This window comes from Nocardioides sambongensis, assembly GCF_006494815.1.
Classification (GTDB): domain Bacteria; phylum Actinomycetota; class Actinomycetes; order Propionibacteriales; family Nocardioidaceae; genus Nocardioides; species Nocardioides sambongensis.
This window is the reverse complement of sequence record NZ_CP041091.1, coordinates 3,098,003-3,114,326: the sequence shown is the minus strand read 5'-3', so window position 1 is coordinate 3,114,326 and position 16,324 is coordinate 3,098,003. Positions and strand designations below refer to the sequence as shown.

Annotated in this window: 17 protein-coding genes; 11 read left to right on the top strand and 6 right to left on the bottom strand. The window is 73.9% G+C overall.

Annotated elements, in window-relative coordinates:
- Positions 1–6: 6 nt before the first annotated feature.
- Together FIV43_RS14610 and FIV43_RS14605 are read left to right on the top strand one after the other, a co-directional pair.
- On the top strand, positions 7–648 hold the full coding sequence (locus tag FIV43_RS14610) for an ABC transporter ATP-binding protein (RefSeq protein ID WP_141014722.1): 642 nt from the start codon (positions 7–9) through the stop codon (positions 646–648).
- The gene (locus tag FIV43_RS14605; protein ID WP_141014721.1) at positions 638–2,134 is read left to right on the top strand and encodes a DUF6297 family protein; all 1,497 of its coding nucleotides are present in this window, start codon (positions 638–640) and stop codon (positions 2,132–2,134) included. The genes FIV43_RS14610 and FIV43_RS14605 overlap by 11 nt, the downstream gene beginning before the upstream one ends.
- On the opposite strand, the gene FIV43_RS14600 is transcribed toward FIV43_RS14605, so the two are convergent.
- Positions 2,122–2,970: an IclR family transcriptional regulator gene (locus FIV43_RS14600; RefSeq protein ID WP_231123413.1), complete on the bottom strand. Its 849-nt coding sequence runs from the start codon at positions 2,968–2,970 to the stop codon at positions 2,122–2,124. The two genes, FIV43_RS14605 and FIV43_RS14600, sit on opposite strands and share 13 nt — an antisense overlap.
- A gap of 91 nt (positions 2,971–3,061) precedes the next feature.
- Here FIV43_RS14600 and FIV43_RS14595 point away from each other — a divergent pair, with 91 nt between their 5' ends.
- The 3 genes from FIV43_RS14595 (at position 3,062) to FIV43_RS14585 (ending at position 6,323) form a co-directional block, all read left to right on the top strand.
- A complete protein-coding gene (locus FIV43_RS14595) occupies positions 3,062–4,039 on the top strand; it encodes an acetaldehyde dehydrogenase (acetylating) (protein WP_141014720.1) in 978 nt (325 codons plus the stop codon).
- On the top strand, positions 4,036–5,061 hold the full coding sequence (gene dmpG / locus FIV43_RS14590; RefSeq protein WP_141014719.1) for a 4-hydroxy-2-oxovalerate aldolase: 1,026 nt from the start codon (positions 4,036–4,038) through the stop codon (positions 5,059–5,061). The genes FIV43_RS14595 and dmpG overlap by 4 nt, the downstream gene beginning before the upstream one ends.
- Before the next feature lie 170 nt (positions 5,062–5,231).
- Positions 5,232–6,323, top strand: a complete 1,092-nt coding sequence (locus tag FIV43_RS14585) for a S8 family serine peptidase (RefSeq protein WP_231123412.1) — start codon at positions 5,232–5,234, stop codon at positions 6,321–6,323.
- 9 nt (positions 6,324–6,332) lie between these two features.
- Here FIV43_RS14585 and FIV43_RS14580 read toward each other — a convergent pair whose 3' ends face one another.
- Positions 6,333–7,235: a universal stress protein gene (locus tag FIV43_RS14580; protein WP_141014718.1), complete on the bottom strand. Its 903-nt coding sequence runs from the start codon at positions 7,233–7,235 to the stop codon at positions 6,333–6,335.
- 121 nt (positions 7,236–7,356) lie between these two features.
- Positions 7,357–8,253, bottom strand: coding sequence for a LysR family transcriptional regulator (locus FIV43_RS14575; protein WP_141014717.1), 897 nt, complete (start codon positions 8,251–8,253; stop codon positions 7,357–7,359).
- A gap of 72 nt (positions 8,254–8,325) precedes the next feature.
- Between FIV43_RS14575 and FIV43_RS14570 the strand changes: the two genes are divergently transcribed.
- The 3 genes from FIV43_RS14570 to FIV43_RS14560 all read left to right on the top strand — a co-directional run bounded on the left by FIV43_RS14570 (position 8,326) and on the right by FIV43_RS14560 (position 11,031).
- On the top strand, positions 8,326–9,537 hold the full coding sequence (locus tag FIV43_RS14570) for a thiolase family protein (protein ID WP_141014716.1): 1,212 nt from the start codon (positions 8,326–8,328) through the stop codon (positions 9,535–9,537).
- Between the two features lie 67 nt (positions 9,538–9,604).
- The gene (locus tag FIV43_RS14565; RefSeq protein ID WP_141014715.1) at positions 9,605–10,300 is read left to right on the top strand and encodes a 3-oxoacid CoA-transferase subunit A; all 696 of its coding nucleotides are present in this window, start codon (positions 9,605–9,607) and stop codon (positions 10,298–10,300) included.
- The gene (locus FIV43_RS14560) at positions 10,300–11,031 is read left to right on the top strand and encodes a CoA-transferase (protein ID WP_141014714.1); all 732 of its coding nucleotides are present in this window, start codon (positions 10,300–10,302) and stop codon (positions 11,029–11,031) included. The genes FIV43_RS14565 and FIV43_RS14560 overlap by 1 nt, the downstream gene beginning before the upstream one ends.
- 44 nt (positions 11,032–11,075) lie before the next feature.
- On the opposite strand, the gene FIV43_RS14555 is transcribed toward FIV43_RS14560, so the two are convergent.
- Positions 11,076–12,131, bottom strand: a complete 1,056-nt coding sequence (locus FIV43_RS14555; protein WP_141014713.1) for an aromatic acid exporter family protein — start codon at positions 12,129–12,131, stop codon at positions 11,076–11,078.
- A gap of 112 nt (positions 12,132–12,243) precedes the next feature.
- On the opposite strand from FIV43_RS14555, the gene FIV43_RS14550 reads away from it, so the two are divergent.
- Positions 12,244–13,389, top strand: coding sequence for a glycosyltransferase (locus FIV43_RS14550; protein WP_231123411.1), 1,146 nt, complete (start codon positions 12,244–12,246; stop codon positions 13,387–13,389).
- A 13-nt stretch (positions 13,390–13,402) separates the two neighbouring features.
- On the opposite strand, the gene FIV43_RS14545 is transcribed toward FIV43_RS14550, so the two are convergent.
- Positions 13,403–13,597: a CDGSH iron-sulfur domain-containing protein gene (locus FIV43_RS14545; RefSeq protein ID WP_141014712.1), complete on the bottom strand. Its 195-nt coding sequence runs from the start codon at positions 13,595–13,597 to the stop codon at positions 13,403–13,405.
- The gene (locus tag FIV43_RS14540) at positions 13,594–14,598 is read right to left on the bottom strand and encodes an iron-containing redox enzyme family protein (RefSeq protein WP_141014711.1); all 1,005 of its coding nucleotides are present in this window, start codon (positions 14,596–14,598) and stop codon (positions 13,594–13,596) included. Before FIV43_RS14540 ends, FIV43_RS14545 begins: the two co-directional genes overlap by 4 nt.
- A gap of 103 nt (positions 14,599–14,701) precedes the next feature.
- On the opposite strand from FIV43_RS14540, the gene FIV43_RS14535 reads away from it, so the two are divergent.
- Together FIV43_RS14535 and FIV43_RS14530 are read left to right on the top strand one after the other, a co-directional pair.
- Complete coding sequence (locus tag FIV43_RS14535) at positions 14,702–15,397, top strand: methyltransferase (RefSeq protein ID WP_196780822.1); 696 nt, start codon at positions 14,702–14,704, stop codon at positions 15,395–15,397.
- 103 nt (positions 15,398–15,500) lie between these two features.
- Entirely contained in the window at positions 15,501–16,304 is an 804-nt protein-coding gene (locus FIV43_RS14530; RefSeq protein ID WP_141014709.1) for a sigma-70 family RNA polymerase sigma factor, read from the top strand.
- Positions 16,305–16,324: the final 20 nt, after the last annotated feature.

Here is a 16,324-nt window from a genome sequence, read left to right as displayed (position 1 = left end):
GGCCTGATGCCTGCCCTGCTCTCGGTCCGCGGCCTTCGGCGCGCCTTCGGGGATCACGTAGTGCTGGACTCGGTCGACCTCACGATCGATGCCGGGGAGGCCGTCGCGGTGGTCGGTCCGAACGGCAGTGGCAAGTCGACCCTGCTGCGCTGCGTGATGGGTGCGATGGCGCGGGACGCCGGGGACGTGCTGCTCGACGGGGAGGGTCTCGACGAGCGGTCCCCACGGTTCCGGCGGGACCTCGCGGTGGTGATGGACGACATCGACTTCTTCCCGGACCTGAGCCTCGTCGAGCACCTCGACCTCCTCGCGCGCGCCCACGGCGTCGACGACGCGGAGGCGGTCGTCGACGACGTACTGGAGGAGCTGCATCTCGTCGAGGTGTCGGGGCATCTGCCGTCCGCGCTCTCCTCCGGTCAACGGCGTCGGCTCGCGCTCGCCAGCGCCCTGGTCCGTCCGCGACGACTGCTCGTCCTCGACGAGCCCGAGCAACGCCTCGACGCCGAGGGCGTGGACTGGCTCAAGGACCGCCTCGTGCGGGAGAAGCAGGCGGGCTGTGCGGTCCTGCTCGTCAGCCACCGCGCCGACCTCGTGGAGGCGACCTGCGACCGGGTGCTCCGACTCGGTGAGCACACGGGTGAGGACTGACGCCGCCGAGCTGCGGGCCGAGATCCGGGCCTGGCGGCGGGGGCGCTCGGAGCTGAGGATCTGGCGGCTGTTCGAGGACGCCTACGTCGCACTCATCTCGGTGGCGATCATCGGATCGATGGTCGGCAACGTCCTGTGGGGGCTGCGCGCCGCCACCGACTCCGCCTGCACCGCGGCCTGTGCCGACGCCCGCTCGCTGGTGCCGCTGGTGGCAGCGCTGACCGCGGTGCTGATCGCGATGGTGCTGGCCCGCCTCCTCGGGCCGGTCTTCGTCTCGCCCGCGACCTCGGCATGGCTGCTCACCACGCCGGTCGACCGGCGCGACCTGCTGCGTCCACCGTTGTGGCGGATGGTCGCGATCGGCGGACTCACCGCCGTGCTGATCGCCACGGTCCCGGTGGTGCTGGCCGGGCGCGGCGCGACCGAGTCCGCGTCGTACCTGGTGTCGGCCGCCGGTGGCGGTGCCGCCGCGACGGCGTACGCCGCGTGGTCCCAGATCGGGGAGAGACGTGGCGCGGCACGCCTCACCTGGCTCCTGGCCGCAGTGCTGTGGTTGCTGCTGCTCGCCAGCGCGACGGGGCTGGTGGCGCTCCCCGCCGCGGATGGTGTCGCGGATGACCCGGTGGGCTGGTGGACCGCCGCGCTGGTCGTGGTGGCGATCGGCCTGACCGTCGCCGCGGCGGCGCTGGGGACCCGCGCCGACCACGCGCTGCCGGCGGTACGACGTCGCACGCTCGCCGAGACGGAGGCCGTCTGGCCGAGCCTGTCCGGCGCGCTCGCGTCGTTCGACCTCGGACTGATGTACGACGTCCTGCTGGCCCGCCGTTGGAGCGCTGCCGCGACGGTCCGGTCCCGCCGTGGCGGGCCGTCCGGGTGGTGGGCGATGGTCGACCGGGACCTGCGCCGAGCGGTCCGATCCCCGCAGCCCTGGGCGGTGCTGGTGCTCCTGCTCGCGGTGCCCTACGCGCTCGCCGCCGCGGAGGCGGGCCGGGGGGTGATGCTGGGCACCAGCCTGGCGGCACTGCTGGTGGGGCCCAGCCTCTGCTCCGGGCTCCGGGTGATCACCCGCACCGACAGCCTCGCGGCGATGCTGCCGTTCGACCGCCGCGCGGTCGTCGTCGCCCACCTCGTCGTGCCCGGCGTGGGGCTGATGGCGTTCGCAGCGGCAGCCGCGCCCGCGCTGCTGGCCGCGACCGGGCCGCCGGCGGCACTGGGACTCTCCCTGGCGACCGGGCTGGTCGGGGTCGCCGCCACGGTCCGCTGGGTCTGTGCACGTCCGCCGGACTTCGCCGCTCCGCTCGTCTCGACGCCGGCCGGCGGCGTACCGCCCGGACTGCTCGCCAACCTGGCCCGAGGCGTGGATGTCTGGCTGCTCGCCGGCCTGCCGCTGCTGATCGCGGGGTGGGGCGTGTGGCTGTCGCTGACGGTCAGCCTGCTCACCCTCGGGTGGCTGACCCGGCCGACGGCGACGAGTCAGCCGCGGTAGCGGCGCCGCGCCAGCACCGAGCCGAGCGCGGTCGCGGCCGCGCGCAGCGCGCTCTCGTGCGCCTCGGGGCGGAACCGGCCCACCGGTCCGGTGATGCTGATCGCCGCCAGCGCCGCACGACCGTCGGCGTCCAGCACCGGGGCGGCGACGCAGAGCAGGCCCTCGGTGGACTCCTCGCGCTCGTAGGCGAGTCCCGTCTCCAGCACCCGGTCGAGCTGCTGGTTCAGCAGTCCCGGGGCGACCACCGTCCGCGGTGTGCGCCGGGGGAGCTCGCCGCCCAGCACCTCGGCGCGCACCGCCGGCTCGGCGTGCGCCAGCAGCGCCTTCCCGATCGCGGTGCAGTGCATCGGCATCCGGCCGCCGGTCCGGGACGGGGTCCGGGCCTGCCGGTGGCCGCCGATCTTGGCCACGTAGACGACCTCGGTGCCCTCCCGCACCCCCAGGTGCACCGTCTCGTGGGTGCGCTCGTAGAGGTCCTGCAGATACGGCATCGCCACCTCCAGCAGGGTGCGCTCGGCGGCGGCACGCATCCCGAGCTCGAACAGGCCGCCGGCCAACCGGTAGCCGTACGGCGTCTTCTCCAGCAGGCGGTGACCGACCAGGTCCGCGCAGACGCGGTGTGCCGTCGGCTTGGGCAGCCCGGTTCGTCGTACCAGCTCGGCGAGGGGGAGCGCGCGGTCCTCGGGGCCGAACGCGCGAAGCAGTGCGACCGCCTTGCCGAGCACCGTGTCGAGGGCCGCGTCGGACCCCGTGTCGGACCCCGTGTTGTGGGACCGGGGGGCCGCGGCGTCCGGCTCCCCGGCCGGTCGGGCGCGCCGCACTGCCTCCTGCTCCACCCGATCAGCGTATCGGTGAGTGGAACGCCGCGCTCCGTGGCGGCACCGTCTGGGGCGAGCATGGGCACGTCGTACCAACCAGGGAGACCAGATGACAGAGAAGAAGACCAAGGTCGCCATCATCGGCTCGGGCAACATCGGCACCGACCTGATGATCAAGGTGCTCACCACCGCCCAGCAGGTCGAGATGGGCGCGATGGTCGGCATCGACCCCGCCTCGGACGGCCTCGCCCGCGCCCGGGACCTCGGCGTCCCGACCACCCACGAGGGCGTCGACGGACTGATCGCGATGGACGGGTTCGACGAGATCGACATCGTCTTCGACGCCACGTCCGCCAAGGCGCACAAGTCGAACGCCGCCAAGCTGGAGCCGCTCGGCAAGCGCCTGATCGACCTCACTCCGGCCGCGATCGGCCCCTACGTCGTCCCTGCGGTGAACCTCGACGAGCACCTCGAGGCGACCAACGTCAACATGGTCACCTGTGGCGGCCAGGCCACCATCCCGATCGTCGCCGCGGTCTCCCGCGTCGTCCCGGTGCCCTACGCCGAGATCGTCGCCTCGATCTCCTCGAAGTCGGCCGGGCCCGGCACCCGCGCGAACATCGACGAGTTCACCGAGACCACCTCCGGTGCGATCGTCGGCGTCGGTGGCGCCCAGCGCGGCAAGGCCGTCATCATCCTCAACCCCGCCGAGCCGCCGCTGATGATGCGCGACACCGTCTTCTGCCTGGTCAACGCCCCCGACCCGGGCGTGCACGACGAGATCAGGGCGAGCGTGGAGAAGATGGTCGCCGACGTGGCGGCCTACGTCCCCGGCTACAAGCTGGTGCAGAAGGTGCAGATCAGCGAGATCCCGGACGACCAGCCGGTGCACACGCTGCTGGTCGACGGCGCGGAGCGGCCCACCCATCAGGTCTCGGTCTTCCTCCAGGTGACCGGCGCCGGCCACTACCTGCCCGCCTACGCCGGCAACCTCGACATCATGACCGCCGCGGGCCTGGCCGTCGCCGAGCGCATCGCTCTGGCCGGCAAGAGCGCCGCCCAGCACGAGAGCGAGACCGCCCGATGAGCACCCCGATCTACGTCCAGGACGTCACCCTGCGCGATGGCATGCACGCCGTCCGCCACCGGATCACCCCGGACGACGTCAAGCGCATCGTCGCCGCGCTCGACGACGCCGGCGTGGACGCCATCGAGGTCGCCCACGGCGACGGCCTCGCCGGCGGCTCGGTCAACTACGGCCCCGGCTCCCACACCGACTGGGAGTGGATCGAGGCCGCCGCCTCGGTGTTGAAGAACGCCCGGCTGACCACCCTGCTGCTGCCCGGCGTCGGCACCATCGACGAGCTCGAGCGCGCCTACGAGCTGGGCGTGCGCTCGGTCCGGATCGCGACGCACTGCACCGAGGCGGACGTCTCCGCGCAGCACATCGCCGCCGCCCGCGAGCTGGGCATGGACGTCTCCGGGTTCCTGATGCTCTCCCACATGGCGGAGCCCGCGAAGCTGGCCGAGCAGGCCAAGCTGATGGAGTCCTACGGCGCGCACTGCGTCTACGTCACCGACTCCGGCGGCCGGCTGACCATGGACGGGGTGGCGGCCCGGATCCAGGCCTACCGCGACGTGCTCGACCCCTCCACCGAGATCGGCATCCACGCCCACGAGAACCTGTCGCTGTCGGTGGCCAACTCGGTGGTCGCCGTGCAGAACGGGGTCTACCGGGTCGACGCCTCGCTCGCCGGGCACGGCGCGGGGGCCGGCAACTGCCCGATCGAGGCGTTCATCGCGGTCGCCGACCACTCCGACTTCAAGCACCGCTGCGACCTCTTCAAGCTGCAGGACGCCGCCGACGACATCGTCCGTCCGCTCCAGGACCGGCCGGTCCGGGTGGACCGCGAGACCCTCACCCTCGGGTACGCCGGCGTCTACTCCTCGTTCCTGCGCCACGCCGAGCGGGCGGCCGAGCAGCACGGCGTCGACGTGCGCCAGATCCTGATGGAGTGCGGCCAGCGCGGGCTGGTCGGTGGTCAGGAGGACATGATCATCGACATCGCGCTCAACCTGAAGGCCGAGCGCGAGGGCGCCGACGCCTGACCCGCCACCCGAGGCACGCCGAGCCCCGGCCGCACCGTCCACGGACGGTGCGCCCGGGGCTCGTGGCGTGAGCGGGATCGTGTGACCTGCGTTACCCATCGGTACGTCGGCCGTTGAACCCTCGACCATCGCGGAGCGTCATGGGGCGCGCCGGTCGGAAAGGGAGACGTATGAAGCTCATCGGCAAGCGGTCCATGGCACGCGGCGGGGTCGTCGCCGCAGCGGCCACCCTCGCGCTCGGCGCGCTCAGCGGCGTGGCGCACGCGGAGACCGACGACGCGTTCAGCGACCAGCTGTGGAACCTGCAGCAGATCAGGGCGGAGCAGGCCTGGCCCACCGCCACCGGTGAGGGCGTGGTGGTCGCGGTGGTGGACAGCGGCGTCGACCTGGGCCACCCCGACCTGGCCGGGCAGTTGGTCCCCGGCGTCACCACCATCGGCTGCGGCGAGGCCGCCACCTGCGGTGACGGCGACTGGGTCGGCACCGACGGCGAGGCGCAGGACCCCGACCGCCACGGCACCCACGTCTCCGGCACCATCGCCGCGGTCCGCGACAACGGGACCGGGGTCGCCGGCGTCGCACCGGACGCGAAGATCATGCCGGTCAAGGCGCTCGACAACGGGAGCGGCAGCACCGAGGAGATCGCCACCGGCGTGCGCTGGGCGGTCGACCACGGCGCCGACGTGATCAACATGAGCCTGGGCGGCGCCCCGGGCACCGACCTGCTCACCGTGCTCGGGCTCGACTCCGCATGGACCGACGCGGTCGAGTACGCCGTGGACAACGGCGTCGTCGTGGTCGCCGCCGCCGGCAACAGCACCTACCCGTTCTGCTCCTCGCCGGCCAACGTGCAGGGCGTGCTCTGCGTGACCTCCACCGACCGCAACCGGCTCCCGGCCTACTACTCCAACCTGGGCCTGCGCCTGGACCTGACCGGCGACACCGTCGCCGCCCCCGGCGGCCAGGCGCTCGGCGGCTGTGCCGAGGACGTGCTCTCCACGGTGCCGGTCGGCACCGGCACCGGTGAGTGCGGGGACGCCGACCACGACGCGATGGCCGGCACCTCGATGGCCTCGCCGGCCGTCGCCGGCGTGGCCGCGCTCCTGGTCAGCCAGTGCCGCGACCGGGACGGGGTGGTGGCCGCGCTGAAGCAGACGGCTGGGGTGCCGTTGATCGGGAAGGGACTCCTCGCCACTCCCTGGTACGGCGAGGGCATCGTCAACGCCGAGGCGGCCGTCGCCTCGCCCGGCGCCGGCTGCTGATCGGCGACCTCAGCCGGCGGGAGGCACCACGGCCACCGGCCCCTGGGCGTGCTCGACCACCGACGTGGTGATCGCGAACGCGCCGGGGTGGTGGTCGTGGGCGCCGACCACGAGCAGGTCGGCGCCCTTGCCGTGGGTGTGCAGCACCTGCTCGGGGTGACCGCCGACGACCTCCGTGGTCACCGCGACGTCCGGGTGGCTCTCCCGCAGGCCACTGGTGATCTCGGCGACCATCCGGCGGTGCTCCTCGAGCTGCTCGGGCGTCGGCGGCAGCTCCACGTAGGTGGCGCCGGTGGCCATGCCGTGCTGGGGGACCGCGTGGACCACGGTGACGCCGACCCCGCGGGCGTCGGCCTGGGCGAAGCCGAACCGCAGCGCAGCGGGCACGGCGGGTCCGGCGGTCACGCCGATCACCACCCCGCGACCGTCAGGCTCCTGGGTGCGGGGCCGCAGCACGACCAGCGGGCAGTGCGCGTGCCGGACCAGCGCGACACCGGTCGAGCCGAGCAGCAGGCGACGTACCGGTCCGCGGCCGCGGGAGCCGACCACCACGAGAGCGGCGTGTTCGGAGAGGTCGAGCAGGGTGACCCGGGGGTCCACCGCGGTGACCAGGCCGAGCACCTGCACGGTGTCGTCGGCGACGATCTCGTCGGCGGTGCGGGTGACCAGCTCTGCCCCGTTCGCCGCGACCACGTCGGCGAAGCGCTTCTCCTGGTCCGTCGGGCTGAGTCCCCAGGCGCGCAGCCAGTCCACCTCGGGCGCCGGCGTGCTGTGCACGAGGACCAGCGGTCGTCGCTGGCGGGCCGCCTCCGCCGCGGCCCAGCGGACTGCTTCCTCCGCGTGCGGTGACCCGTCGGTGCCGACGACCACCGCACCGTGCGGCACCTCGTCGACCTTCGTGACCAGCTCCATGATGTGCTCCCTTCGTCCGGGCTCACCTCGATGCTGCTGCAGATCCGGCCACAGTGCCAGGGTGGGTGGTCCAGGATCATGGGACCAAGGTCCCCAGGCCTGGGCGGTGCCGCCACGGGCCTCATCCGGCGGAGCGGGCCAGCGCCTCCACCACCGCCACGGTGCGCTCCAGGTGCGGCTCGGTCCGCTCCGACCGGTGCGCCAGGGCAAGTCCGATCGTCCGCACCGGTCGCACCAGCGGCAGGTAGGCGACGCCGTCGATGGCGAGCGCGGAGACCGGTTCCGGCACCACGGCGACCCCGAGCCCGCCCGCCACCAGCGTCACCAGCGTCGAGGTCTCGCCGACCTCGTGCCGGATCCGCGGGGTGACCCCGGCGTCGGCGAGCAGGCCGCGGACCACGTCGTACATGGTGGAGCGGCGGGCGGCGGAGTGCACGATGAGGTCGACGCCGGCGAGGTCGTCCACCCGCACCTGGCGACGTCCCGCCAACGGATGGTCGGAGGGTACGGCGAGCATCAACCGCTCCTCGCGCAGGTCCCGGACCTCCAGGGTGCCGTCCAGCACCGGCGGGCGCAGCAGCGCCAGGTCGATGGTGCCGTCGTGGAGCGCCGCGACCTGGTCGGCGACCAGCATCTCGCCGCGGAAGGAGAACTCCACGCCGGGCAGCTCGGTGGCGAGCCGCCGGGAGAGGCGGGGGAGCAGGCTGTAGGTGGCCGATCCGACGCAGCCGATCCGCAGGTGGCCGGTCACGCCGGCCGCGACCCGCCGGGCCTCGTCGCCGGCCTCGTCCACCGAGCCCAGGATGCTCCGGGCGCGGACCAGGTAGGCCTCGCCGGCGGGGGTGAGGTCGACCCGGCGGGTGGTGCGGGCGAACAGCTCGACCCCGAGCTCGCCCTCCAGCCGGCGGATCTGCTGGGAGAGCGGTGGCTGCGCCATCTGCAGCCGGGCGGCGGCCCGGCCGAAGTGCCGCTCCTCGGCGACGGCGATAAACGCGTCGAGATGCCGCAGGAGATCCATATGATGAGCCATCTCAATCGAGTCAGATATTGATACTTCAAGATATCAGCGTCGTCGCCTACCGTCGGAACGGTGACCTCCTCCTACGTGTACGACGCGGTCCGCACGCCGTTCGGCAGGTTCAACGGTGCCCTGGCCGGCGTCCGACCCGACGACCTGGCCGCCGGCGTCGTCTCCGCGATCCTCGGCCGCCATCCCGGCCTCGACCCCGCCGCGATCGGGGACGTGGTCTGGGGCAACGCCAACGGCGCGGGTGAGGACAACCGCAACGTCGGCCGGATGGCCGTGCTGCTGGCCGGCCTGCCCACCAGCGTCCCGGCCACCACCGTGAACCGGCTCTGCGGCTCCAGCCTGGACGCGGTGATGATCGGCTCCCGCGCCATCGAGACCGGTGACGCCGACGTCGTGCTCACCGGCGGCGTGGAGTCGATGACCCGGGCGCCGTGGGTGCTGCCCAAGTCGAACCGGCCGTTCCCGGCCGGCGACGTCACCGCGGTCTCCACGACACTGGGCTGGCGCCTGGTCAACAAGGCGATGCCCGCGGAGTGGACGGTCTCCCTCGGTGAGGCCAACGAGCAGCTGCAGGAGCGGTTCTCAATCAGCCGCGAGCGCCAGGACGAGTTCGCCGCCCGCTCCCACCGGCTCGCCCACCAGGCCTGGGAGGACGGCTTCTACGACGCCCTGGTGGTGCCGGTCGACGGCGCCGACCTGACCCGCGACGAGAGCATCCGGCCCGGCAGCACCGCGGAGGGCCTGGCCGGACTCAAGCCCGCCTTCCGGTCCCCGGAGCAGGGCGGCACGATCACCGCCGGCAACGCCTCACCGCTCAGCGACGGCGCGTCCGCGGTCCTGCTGGGCAACGCCGGCGCGGCCGACGCCGTCGGCGCCGAGCCGCTGGCCCGGATCGCCGGTCGCGCGGCGTTCGCGCTCGACCCGCAGGACTTCGGCTACGCCCCGGTCGAGGCCGCCAACACCGCGCTCGCCCGAGCCGGCATCGGCTGGTCCGAGGTCGGCGCGGTCGACGTCAACGAGGCCTTCGCGGTGCAGTCGCTGGCCTGCGTCGACGCCTGGCTCGCGGCCGGTCTCGCGGACCCCGAGCTGGTGAACACCCGCGGTGGTGCGATCGCCCTCGGCCACCCGCTCGGTGCCTCCGGTGGCCGGGTGCTGGGCACCCTCGCGCACGTGCTGCGCGAGCGCGGCGCACGGTGGGGCGTCGCGGCGATCTGCATCGGGGTCGGGCAGGGCCTGGCGGTCGTGCTGGAGAACGAGGGGGGCCGCGCATGAACACCCCACCACGTTCTTCGCTTCCTCCGCTGCGCTCCTCCAGCGAACAACGCGTCGGGGGCCCCGCATGAGCCGCACCGAGATCGTGGAGACCACGGACGCAGCCGTCGCGGGCATCGAGGACGGCTCGACCGTCCTGGTCGGTGGATTCGGCCTGGCCGGGATGCCGTTCGACCTGATCGACGCGCTGATCCGCCAGGGCGCCGGTGACCTCACCGTGGTGGCCAACAACGCCGGCAACGCCGAGGTGGGCCTGGCCGCGCTGCTCAAGGCGGGCCGGGTGCGGAAGGTGATCTGCTCCTTCCCCCGCCAGGTGGACTCCTACGTCTTCGACGAGCTCTACCGGTCCGGCCGGATCGAGCTCGAGGTGGTGCCGCAGGGCAACCTCGCCGAGCGGATGCGCGCGGCCGGCGCGGGGATCGGCGCGTTCTACTCGCCGACCGCGGTGGGCACCCCCCTCGCCGAGGGCAAGGAGGTGCGCACCATCGACGGTCGCGACTACCTGCTGGAGTATCCGATCAAGGGCGACTACGCGCTGATCTCCGCGCACCGCGCCGACCGCTTCGGCAACCTGGTCTACCGCAAGACCGCGCGCAACTTCGGGCCGGTGATGGCGACCGCCGCGACCACCACCATCGTCCAGGTCTCCGAGGTCGTCGAGACCGGCACGCTGGACCCCGAGGCCGTCGTCACCCCGGCGATCTACGTCGACCGCGTGGTCGCCGTGGAGGCGCGCCACTACACCGTCGAGGGAGCCCGCTGATGAGCACCGACAAACCCGCCCCGACCGGCTCGGGCGGCTCCGTCCGGCCGCCGGTGTCCGGCGAGCACCCGGACCGCGCCCCGCTCAGCACCGACGAACTGGCCGCGCTGATCGCGCACGACATCGCACCCGGCTCCTTCGTCAACCTCGGCATCGGACAGCCCACCCGGATCGCCGACCACCTGCCGGCCGACTCCGGCACCGTGCTGCACACCGAGAACGGGATGCTGGCGATGGGGCCAGCGGCCGGCGACGACGAGATCGACCCCGACCTGACCAACGCCGGCAAGGTCCCGGTCACCGAGCTGCCGGGGGCCTCCTACTTCCACCACGCCGACTCGTTCGCGATGATGCGCGGCGGCCACCTCGACGTCTGCGTGCTCGGCGCCTACCAGGTCGCCGGCAACGGAGACCTCGCCAACTGGACCACCGGCAAGCCCGACGCCATCCCGGCCGTCGGAGGGGCGATGGATCTCGCGATCGGGGCCAAGGACGTCTACGTGATGATGACGCTGTTCGGCAAGGACGGCTCGTCCAAGCTGGTGCCGACCTGCAGCTATCCGCTGACCGGGGTCGGCTGCGTCGCCCGGGTCTACACCGACCACGGCGTCTTCGAGGTCGGTCCGCGCGGGGGTGGCGACACCGGCGCGGTCGGCGTGCGGGCGACGTACGGCGTGACGCTGGCCGAGCTGCAGGAGCGGCTCGAGGTGCCGCTGACCCTGCTCGGCTGAGCGTGGAGCCAGGCGGAGCTCCGCGGAGCCGTCGCGGTCGGCGCTCAGGACCAGGCCTCGACGGCCCCGTCGAGGTCGAGCGCGATCGCCGCGGCGGCGAGGTGCGGCAGGCTGCTGCGCTGCTGGGTCCGGACCACCTGGGCCCGCAGTCCCTCCACGGCGTCGCGGGCGCGGTCGATCGTCTCCGGTGAGGAGACCTCCTCCTCGCCGTTCTCCCGGATCAGGGTGGCCACCGCCCGCAGCGCGGCGGCCACGCTCCCGCGCAGCTCCGCGCTGTCGGGGTCGTCGCGGCGGATGTCGGTGCGCTGGTCGGAGATCAGCGCGATCACCTCGTCCACGCAGCCGGAGAGTCGCTGCAGGGCGCGGGCGCGATCGTCGCTCCGGTCGGCCGCCGCGGACCAACGCGACGCCTGCCAGTTCGCCCGACGCGCCTCGCGGGCGTGCACGATCAGGTCCTCCGCCTCGCGGGCGCGGCGCGCCAGCGCGGACCGCAGCGCGGCCCAGTCCTCGTCGTCGACGATCTCCCGGTCGATGCTGGTCGCCAGCCGGTCCAGCTCGTCGGCCAGCTCGGCGCGCAGCCGGTGCTGGACCTGGTCCACCGGTGTCAGCGGGAGCTGGGGGAGGAGGGCGGTGACCGCCACGCCGACCAGGCCGCCGAGAGCGGTGAGCCCCGCGTAGGCGGCGGTGTACCCGAACGGGTCGCCGGCGCCGGCGATCAGCACGAAGAGCGCGGCGAACGGCACCCAGCTGCCCATCGCGCCGAGCCGCGGCCAGCCGGCGACGAGGACGCCGACCGTGATCGCGACGCCGAGCCCGAGCGGACCCGGGGCCGGTGACACCCGGATCAGCAGCGCCAGCGCGGCGCCGATGCCGATCGCGAGCACGGCCTGCGCCGCCGTCCGCGCGGAGCTGACCACGGAGGTCGTCATCGCCGCCAGCGCGCCCAGCGGGGCGTAGTAGGAGTAGTGCGCGCCGAGGTCGCCCAGGGGTTGGGCGACCAACCACGCGAGGGTGGCGGCGGCACCGGTCTTCACTGCCAGGAACCACCGGGGGCGGCTCCAGGCGATGCGGCGCAGCCGCCGCGTCGAGGCATCGTTCACCGGATCCTCGCTACCCGGTCGGCGCGCTCGCTGTCGACCTGAGGAGGCCTCCTGGCCACGAATTCGCCCGGAAGGGTGGCATCCGGAGCCGGCGCTCGGGTACGGACGAGAGGTGGCCATCCTCGAACCGCACCCGGACCCCGTCGCCGGCTCCGCCGCAGCCTCCGCGCGCTACGGCGCGGCGCGGCGGCCGGTGGTGGCGGCGGTGCCGGTGGGTCACGCCTACGTCCAGCACATCGTCCCCGAGGACCGGTCCGGTCCGGTGCTGCTGCCGGACCCGGACCCGGGCATGCCGTGCGAGCTGGACGGCTCACCCTGCCGGCGCCCGGTGATGCTCGAGCCGGGGTGGGCCCGCAGCGCCGACTTCGATCTCTTCCACCTGCACTTCGGGTTCGACAGCTGTTCGCCCGCCGAGCTCGGGGAGCTGCTCGACGTCCTCGACCAGCGGGGTGTTCCGTTCGTCTTCACGGTGCACCACCTGCGGGACCCGCACCGGGAGAGCGACGAGCACCTGCGCCGCCAGCTCGACGTACTGATCCCGCGCGCCGACGCCCTGATCACCCTGACCGAGGGCGCCGCCGCCGAGATCGAGCGACGCTGGGGTCGCCGGCCCCAGGTGCTGCCGCACCCGCACGTGGTGCGGCTGGCGACCATGGCGGTGATGGCGCGGGCGCGCGCCCGCCGCCCGGCGGAGCGACCGTTCCGGGTGGGTCTGCACGTGCAGAGCCTGCGTCCCGACATGGACCCGATGCGGATCCTGCCGACGCTGGTCCAGGTCGTCGCCGACCTGCCCGACGCGGTGCTCCAGGTCGACGTGCAGCGCCAGCTCCTGCACCGCGACGAGTGCCCTCGCGCCGCCGAGCTCGCGGAGTTCCTCCGCGCCCGGGCTGCCGAGGGCGCCCTCGAGCTCGCGGTGTACGACGACCTCTCCGCGCGCACCCTGGTGCGGCACATCGACGCGCTGGACGTCTCGGTGCTGCCCTACCGCTTCGGCACCCACTCGGGGTGGCTGGAGGCCTGCCGCGACCTGGACACCACCGTGATCGCGCCGACCTGCGGCTACTTCACCGAGCAGGGCCCGGTGCTCAGCTACACCCACGACGAGACCGGGTTCGACCCGGCGTCGCTGGCCCAGGCCGTCCGCGCCGCCCACCGGGCCCGGCCGAGCTATGCCGCCAGCGTCGAGGAGCGACGCCGGCAGCGCCGGGAGGTCGTCGGGGCCCACGCGCAGCTCTACGGCGCGCTGCTCGACCGGTGAAACCGGCCGCGGATCAGCTCCGCGGTCGGTCGGCGAGGACCTTGTGGGTGCTGTCGCACCAGGGGTAGGCCGCCGAGCGCCCGCACACGCACAATGCCACCACCGGACGCTCGACCCGGTGCACGACGCCGTCGGTCCCGGCCAGCATCGTCGCGCCCCGCACCACCACGGGACGGACCCGGTCGCCCCCGTCGTCGGCCCGGCTCACGACGCCTCCGCCGCTCCAGCCGCGTCGTCCCACCGGGCGTGGAACGCGTCGGCGACCAGCTCGTCGACGGCCAGGCACGCGGCCGCGCCGAAGACGACGTCGGCGGCCAGCAGCGGGTCGGCCGCCACCAGCGCCCCGCAGATGTCGTCGATCGCCACCTGCTCGTGGACCGCGTCCGCCTCGACGTGCTCCTCGAAGTAGGCGGCGACCTCGGGCGGCAGGTCGAGCCGGTGCGCCCCGGCGGCGACGAGGCGGCACGGCAGCGAGCTGGTCGCCTCGAACGCCGCGAGGTGCCCCATCGCGGCGCCCCGCAACCGGCGGTGCAGGGCGAAGAACGCCATCGTGTTCACCGTGGTCAGCACGGTCGCCTCGACCTCGGGCAGGTAGGCGAGCACATCGGTGGGCAGGCCGAGCTCCTGCAGCGCCCGGGCGTAGAGGTGCGAGTGCAGCCGCTCGGGGCGCCCCGCGCCGTACTCGTCGTACTGCAGCTCGGCCAGTGCGGTCTTCGCCGCACCGCCCACCCGGGGCAGTGCGAAGCTCTGCGGGTCGGACTCGCGCAGGTGGTAGACGGCGCGCTGGGTCAGGTAGTCCACGAACTCCTCCCGCGTCGCCTCCCGGCCCAGGCGCAGGGCGAGGGGTGAGGGGCGGCCGACGGCCGTCATCTCCCGCAGCCGGGCGACAGCGCCCTGCTCGCGCAGGTCGCCGGTGAGGTTGCCGGTGACGTCGCTGGTGAGGTCTCGCAGCGCCCGCTCGAAGCGCTCCTCCAGCGCGGCGCGCACGGTCAGCAGGGCAGGGTCCCACTCCGGGTCGCGGTCCAGGCCCGGCAGATCGCCGAAGTGCGGCTCGTAGGCCAGCCAGAGGCCGAGCTGGAAGTCGCGGTCCACCAGCGGGTCGGCGACCGACTCCACGATGCCGGCCCAGCCGGCCGGCGGGGCGTCTCCGCACAGGGTGCCCAGGACGTGGGTGCTGATCGGACCGCAGGGCGCGATCGATGGGTTCACGGCATGCACCTCCTCCGGGGTCGCGGTACCCGCACCACGCCCGGCCATGCGAGCGGTCCGGCCCGGCGGGGCTCGCCCGGCGCGGAACGGGTACCGGTCCGGGATGTCGACCGACGAGATCATCCCGGCCAGCGACGCTCCCGGCCCCGACGACGAGCCCGCCCCGATCGACTTCGAGGGGCTGCGCATCGCCTGGGACGGTCGTGTGCTGCGCCCGCGGCCGTGGACGGCCGAGCAGTCGCGCTGGATCGCGGAGCTCGCCCAGGAGGCGCCGGAGGGTCCGATCCTCGAGCTCTGCTGTGGGGCCGGGCAGATCGGTCTGCTGGCCGCCCGGTTGACCGGGCGGCCGCTGGTCCAGGTGGATCGGGACCCGGTCGCCGTCGCCTACGCCCGCCGCAACGCGGCGCAGGCGGGCCTGGCCGCGGACGTGCGGGAGGCGGAGGCGGTCGCCGCGCTCGAGATGTCCGAGCGCTTCCCGCTGGTGCTGGTGGATCCGCCGTGGCTGGCCACCGCCGAGCTCGACCGGTTCCCCGAGGACCCGGTCGGGGCGGTCGACGGCGGCGTCGACGGGCTCGCCGCGGTGCGCGAGTGCCTCCGGGTGGCGCTGGACCACGCCCAGGACGGCGGCCACGTGGTGCTCCAGGTCGGCTCCTCGGAGCAGGCGGGTGCGGTGGCCGACCTGCTGCGCTGGAACGCGCTGGACGGCGCACGCGGCTGGGAGATCCGCGGCATCCGGGCCTGCCTGCCCGGCGGGGTGCTGGTGCACGTCGGCACGTCGGGAGGTACGCCGAGCGGCTGATCGCTTTCCACCCTTCGGGGTGGTGTGGACCTCCCGTCGGGATCGGCAGGGTGGAGGTGCGTGGTGATACCGCCGCGCCCACTCTTGGAGGAGGCGACCAACCGTGACCGTTCACCACGACGGCGACGACGTGGCACGGAACCGTACGGAGCGCGACGAGAGGACCGACGCGCTCTTCGCGCTACGTCGAACGGCCTCGGACGCGCACGCGATCGACGAGGAGATCATCCGGCTGAACATGCCGGTGGCGCGCTCCATCGCGCGGCGCTTCGAGCACCGTGGCCTGGCTGTCGACGACCTGACCCAGGTCGCCTACCTCGGCCTGGTCAAGGCGGTGCAGAACTTCGATCCCGACCGCGGCGGCAGCTTCCTGGGCTACGCGGTCCCCACCGTCCGCGGCGAGGTGCGGCGCTGGTTCCGCGACGCCGGATGGATGGTGCGGCCGCCGCGCTCGGTGCAGGAGCTGCAGCCCCGGATCGTGCATGCCCAGGAAGAGCTCACGCACGTGCTCGGACGCGAGCCCGAGCTCGCCGAGCTCGCCGCCGAGCTCGGGGAGCCGGAGAGCGAGGTCCGCCGGGCGATGTCCGCGAACGGGTGCTTCCAGCCCAGCTCGCTCGACGCACCGGACCCGCACGGGGACGACGACGCGCCGGGACTGGTCGGCCTGATCGGCGAGCCCGACCCCGGCTACCGCTCCGCGGAGGCCCGCGTGGTGCTGGGGCCGGTGCTACGCACGCTCGACGACCGGGAGCGGATGATCCTCGAGCTCTGGCTCCACCACGGGGTCACCCAGGCGGAGATCGGACGCCGGATCGGGGTCACCCAGACCCAGGTGTCCCGGCTCATCACGGCCCTGCTCCGGCGGATGCGCGGTCAGCTCGTCGGCGAGACACCGGCCGCCGCGTGAGGCCCGTTCGTTCCCCCCGG

Coding starts and splice junctions, on each gene's coding strand:
- FIV43_RS14560 (WP_141014714.1), top strand. CDS start 10,300: ATGAGCACCGACAAACCCGCCCCGACCGGCTCGGGCGGCTCCGTCCGG.
- FIV43_RS14580 (WP_141014718.1), bottom strand. CDS start 7,235: ATGGAGCTGGTCACGAAGGTCGACGAGGTGCCGCACGGTGCGGTGGTC.
- dmpG (WP_141014719.1), top strand. CDS start 4,036: ATGAGCACCCCGATCTACGTCCAGGACGTCACCCTGCGCGATGGCATG.
- FIV43_RS14585 (WP_231123412.1), top strand. CDS start 5,232: ATGAAGCTCATCGGCAAGCGGTCCATGGCACGCGGCGGGGTCGTCGCC.
- FIV43_RS14575 (WP_141014717.1), bottom strand. CDS start 8,253: ATGGATCTCCTGCGGCATCTCGACGCGTTTATCGCCGTCGCCGAGGAG.
- FIV43_RS14595 (WP_141014720.1), top strand. CDS start 3,062: ATGACAGAGAAGAAGACCAAGGTCGCCATCATCGGCTCGGGCAACATC.
- FIV43_RS14535 (WP_196780822.1), top strand. CDS start 14,702: ATGTCGACCGACGAGATCATCCCGGCCAGCGACGCTCCCGGCCCCGAC.
- FIV43_RS14610 (WP_141014722.1), top strand. CDS start 7: ATGCCTGCCCTGCTCTCGGTCCGCGGCCTTCGGCGCGCCTTCGGGGAT.
- FIV43_RS14565 (WP_141014715.1), top strand. CDS start 9,605: ATGAGCCGCACCGAGATCGTGGAGACCACGGACGCAGCCGTCGCGGGC.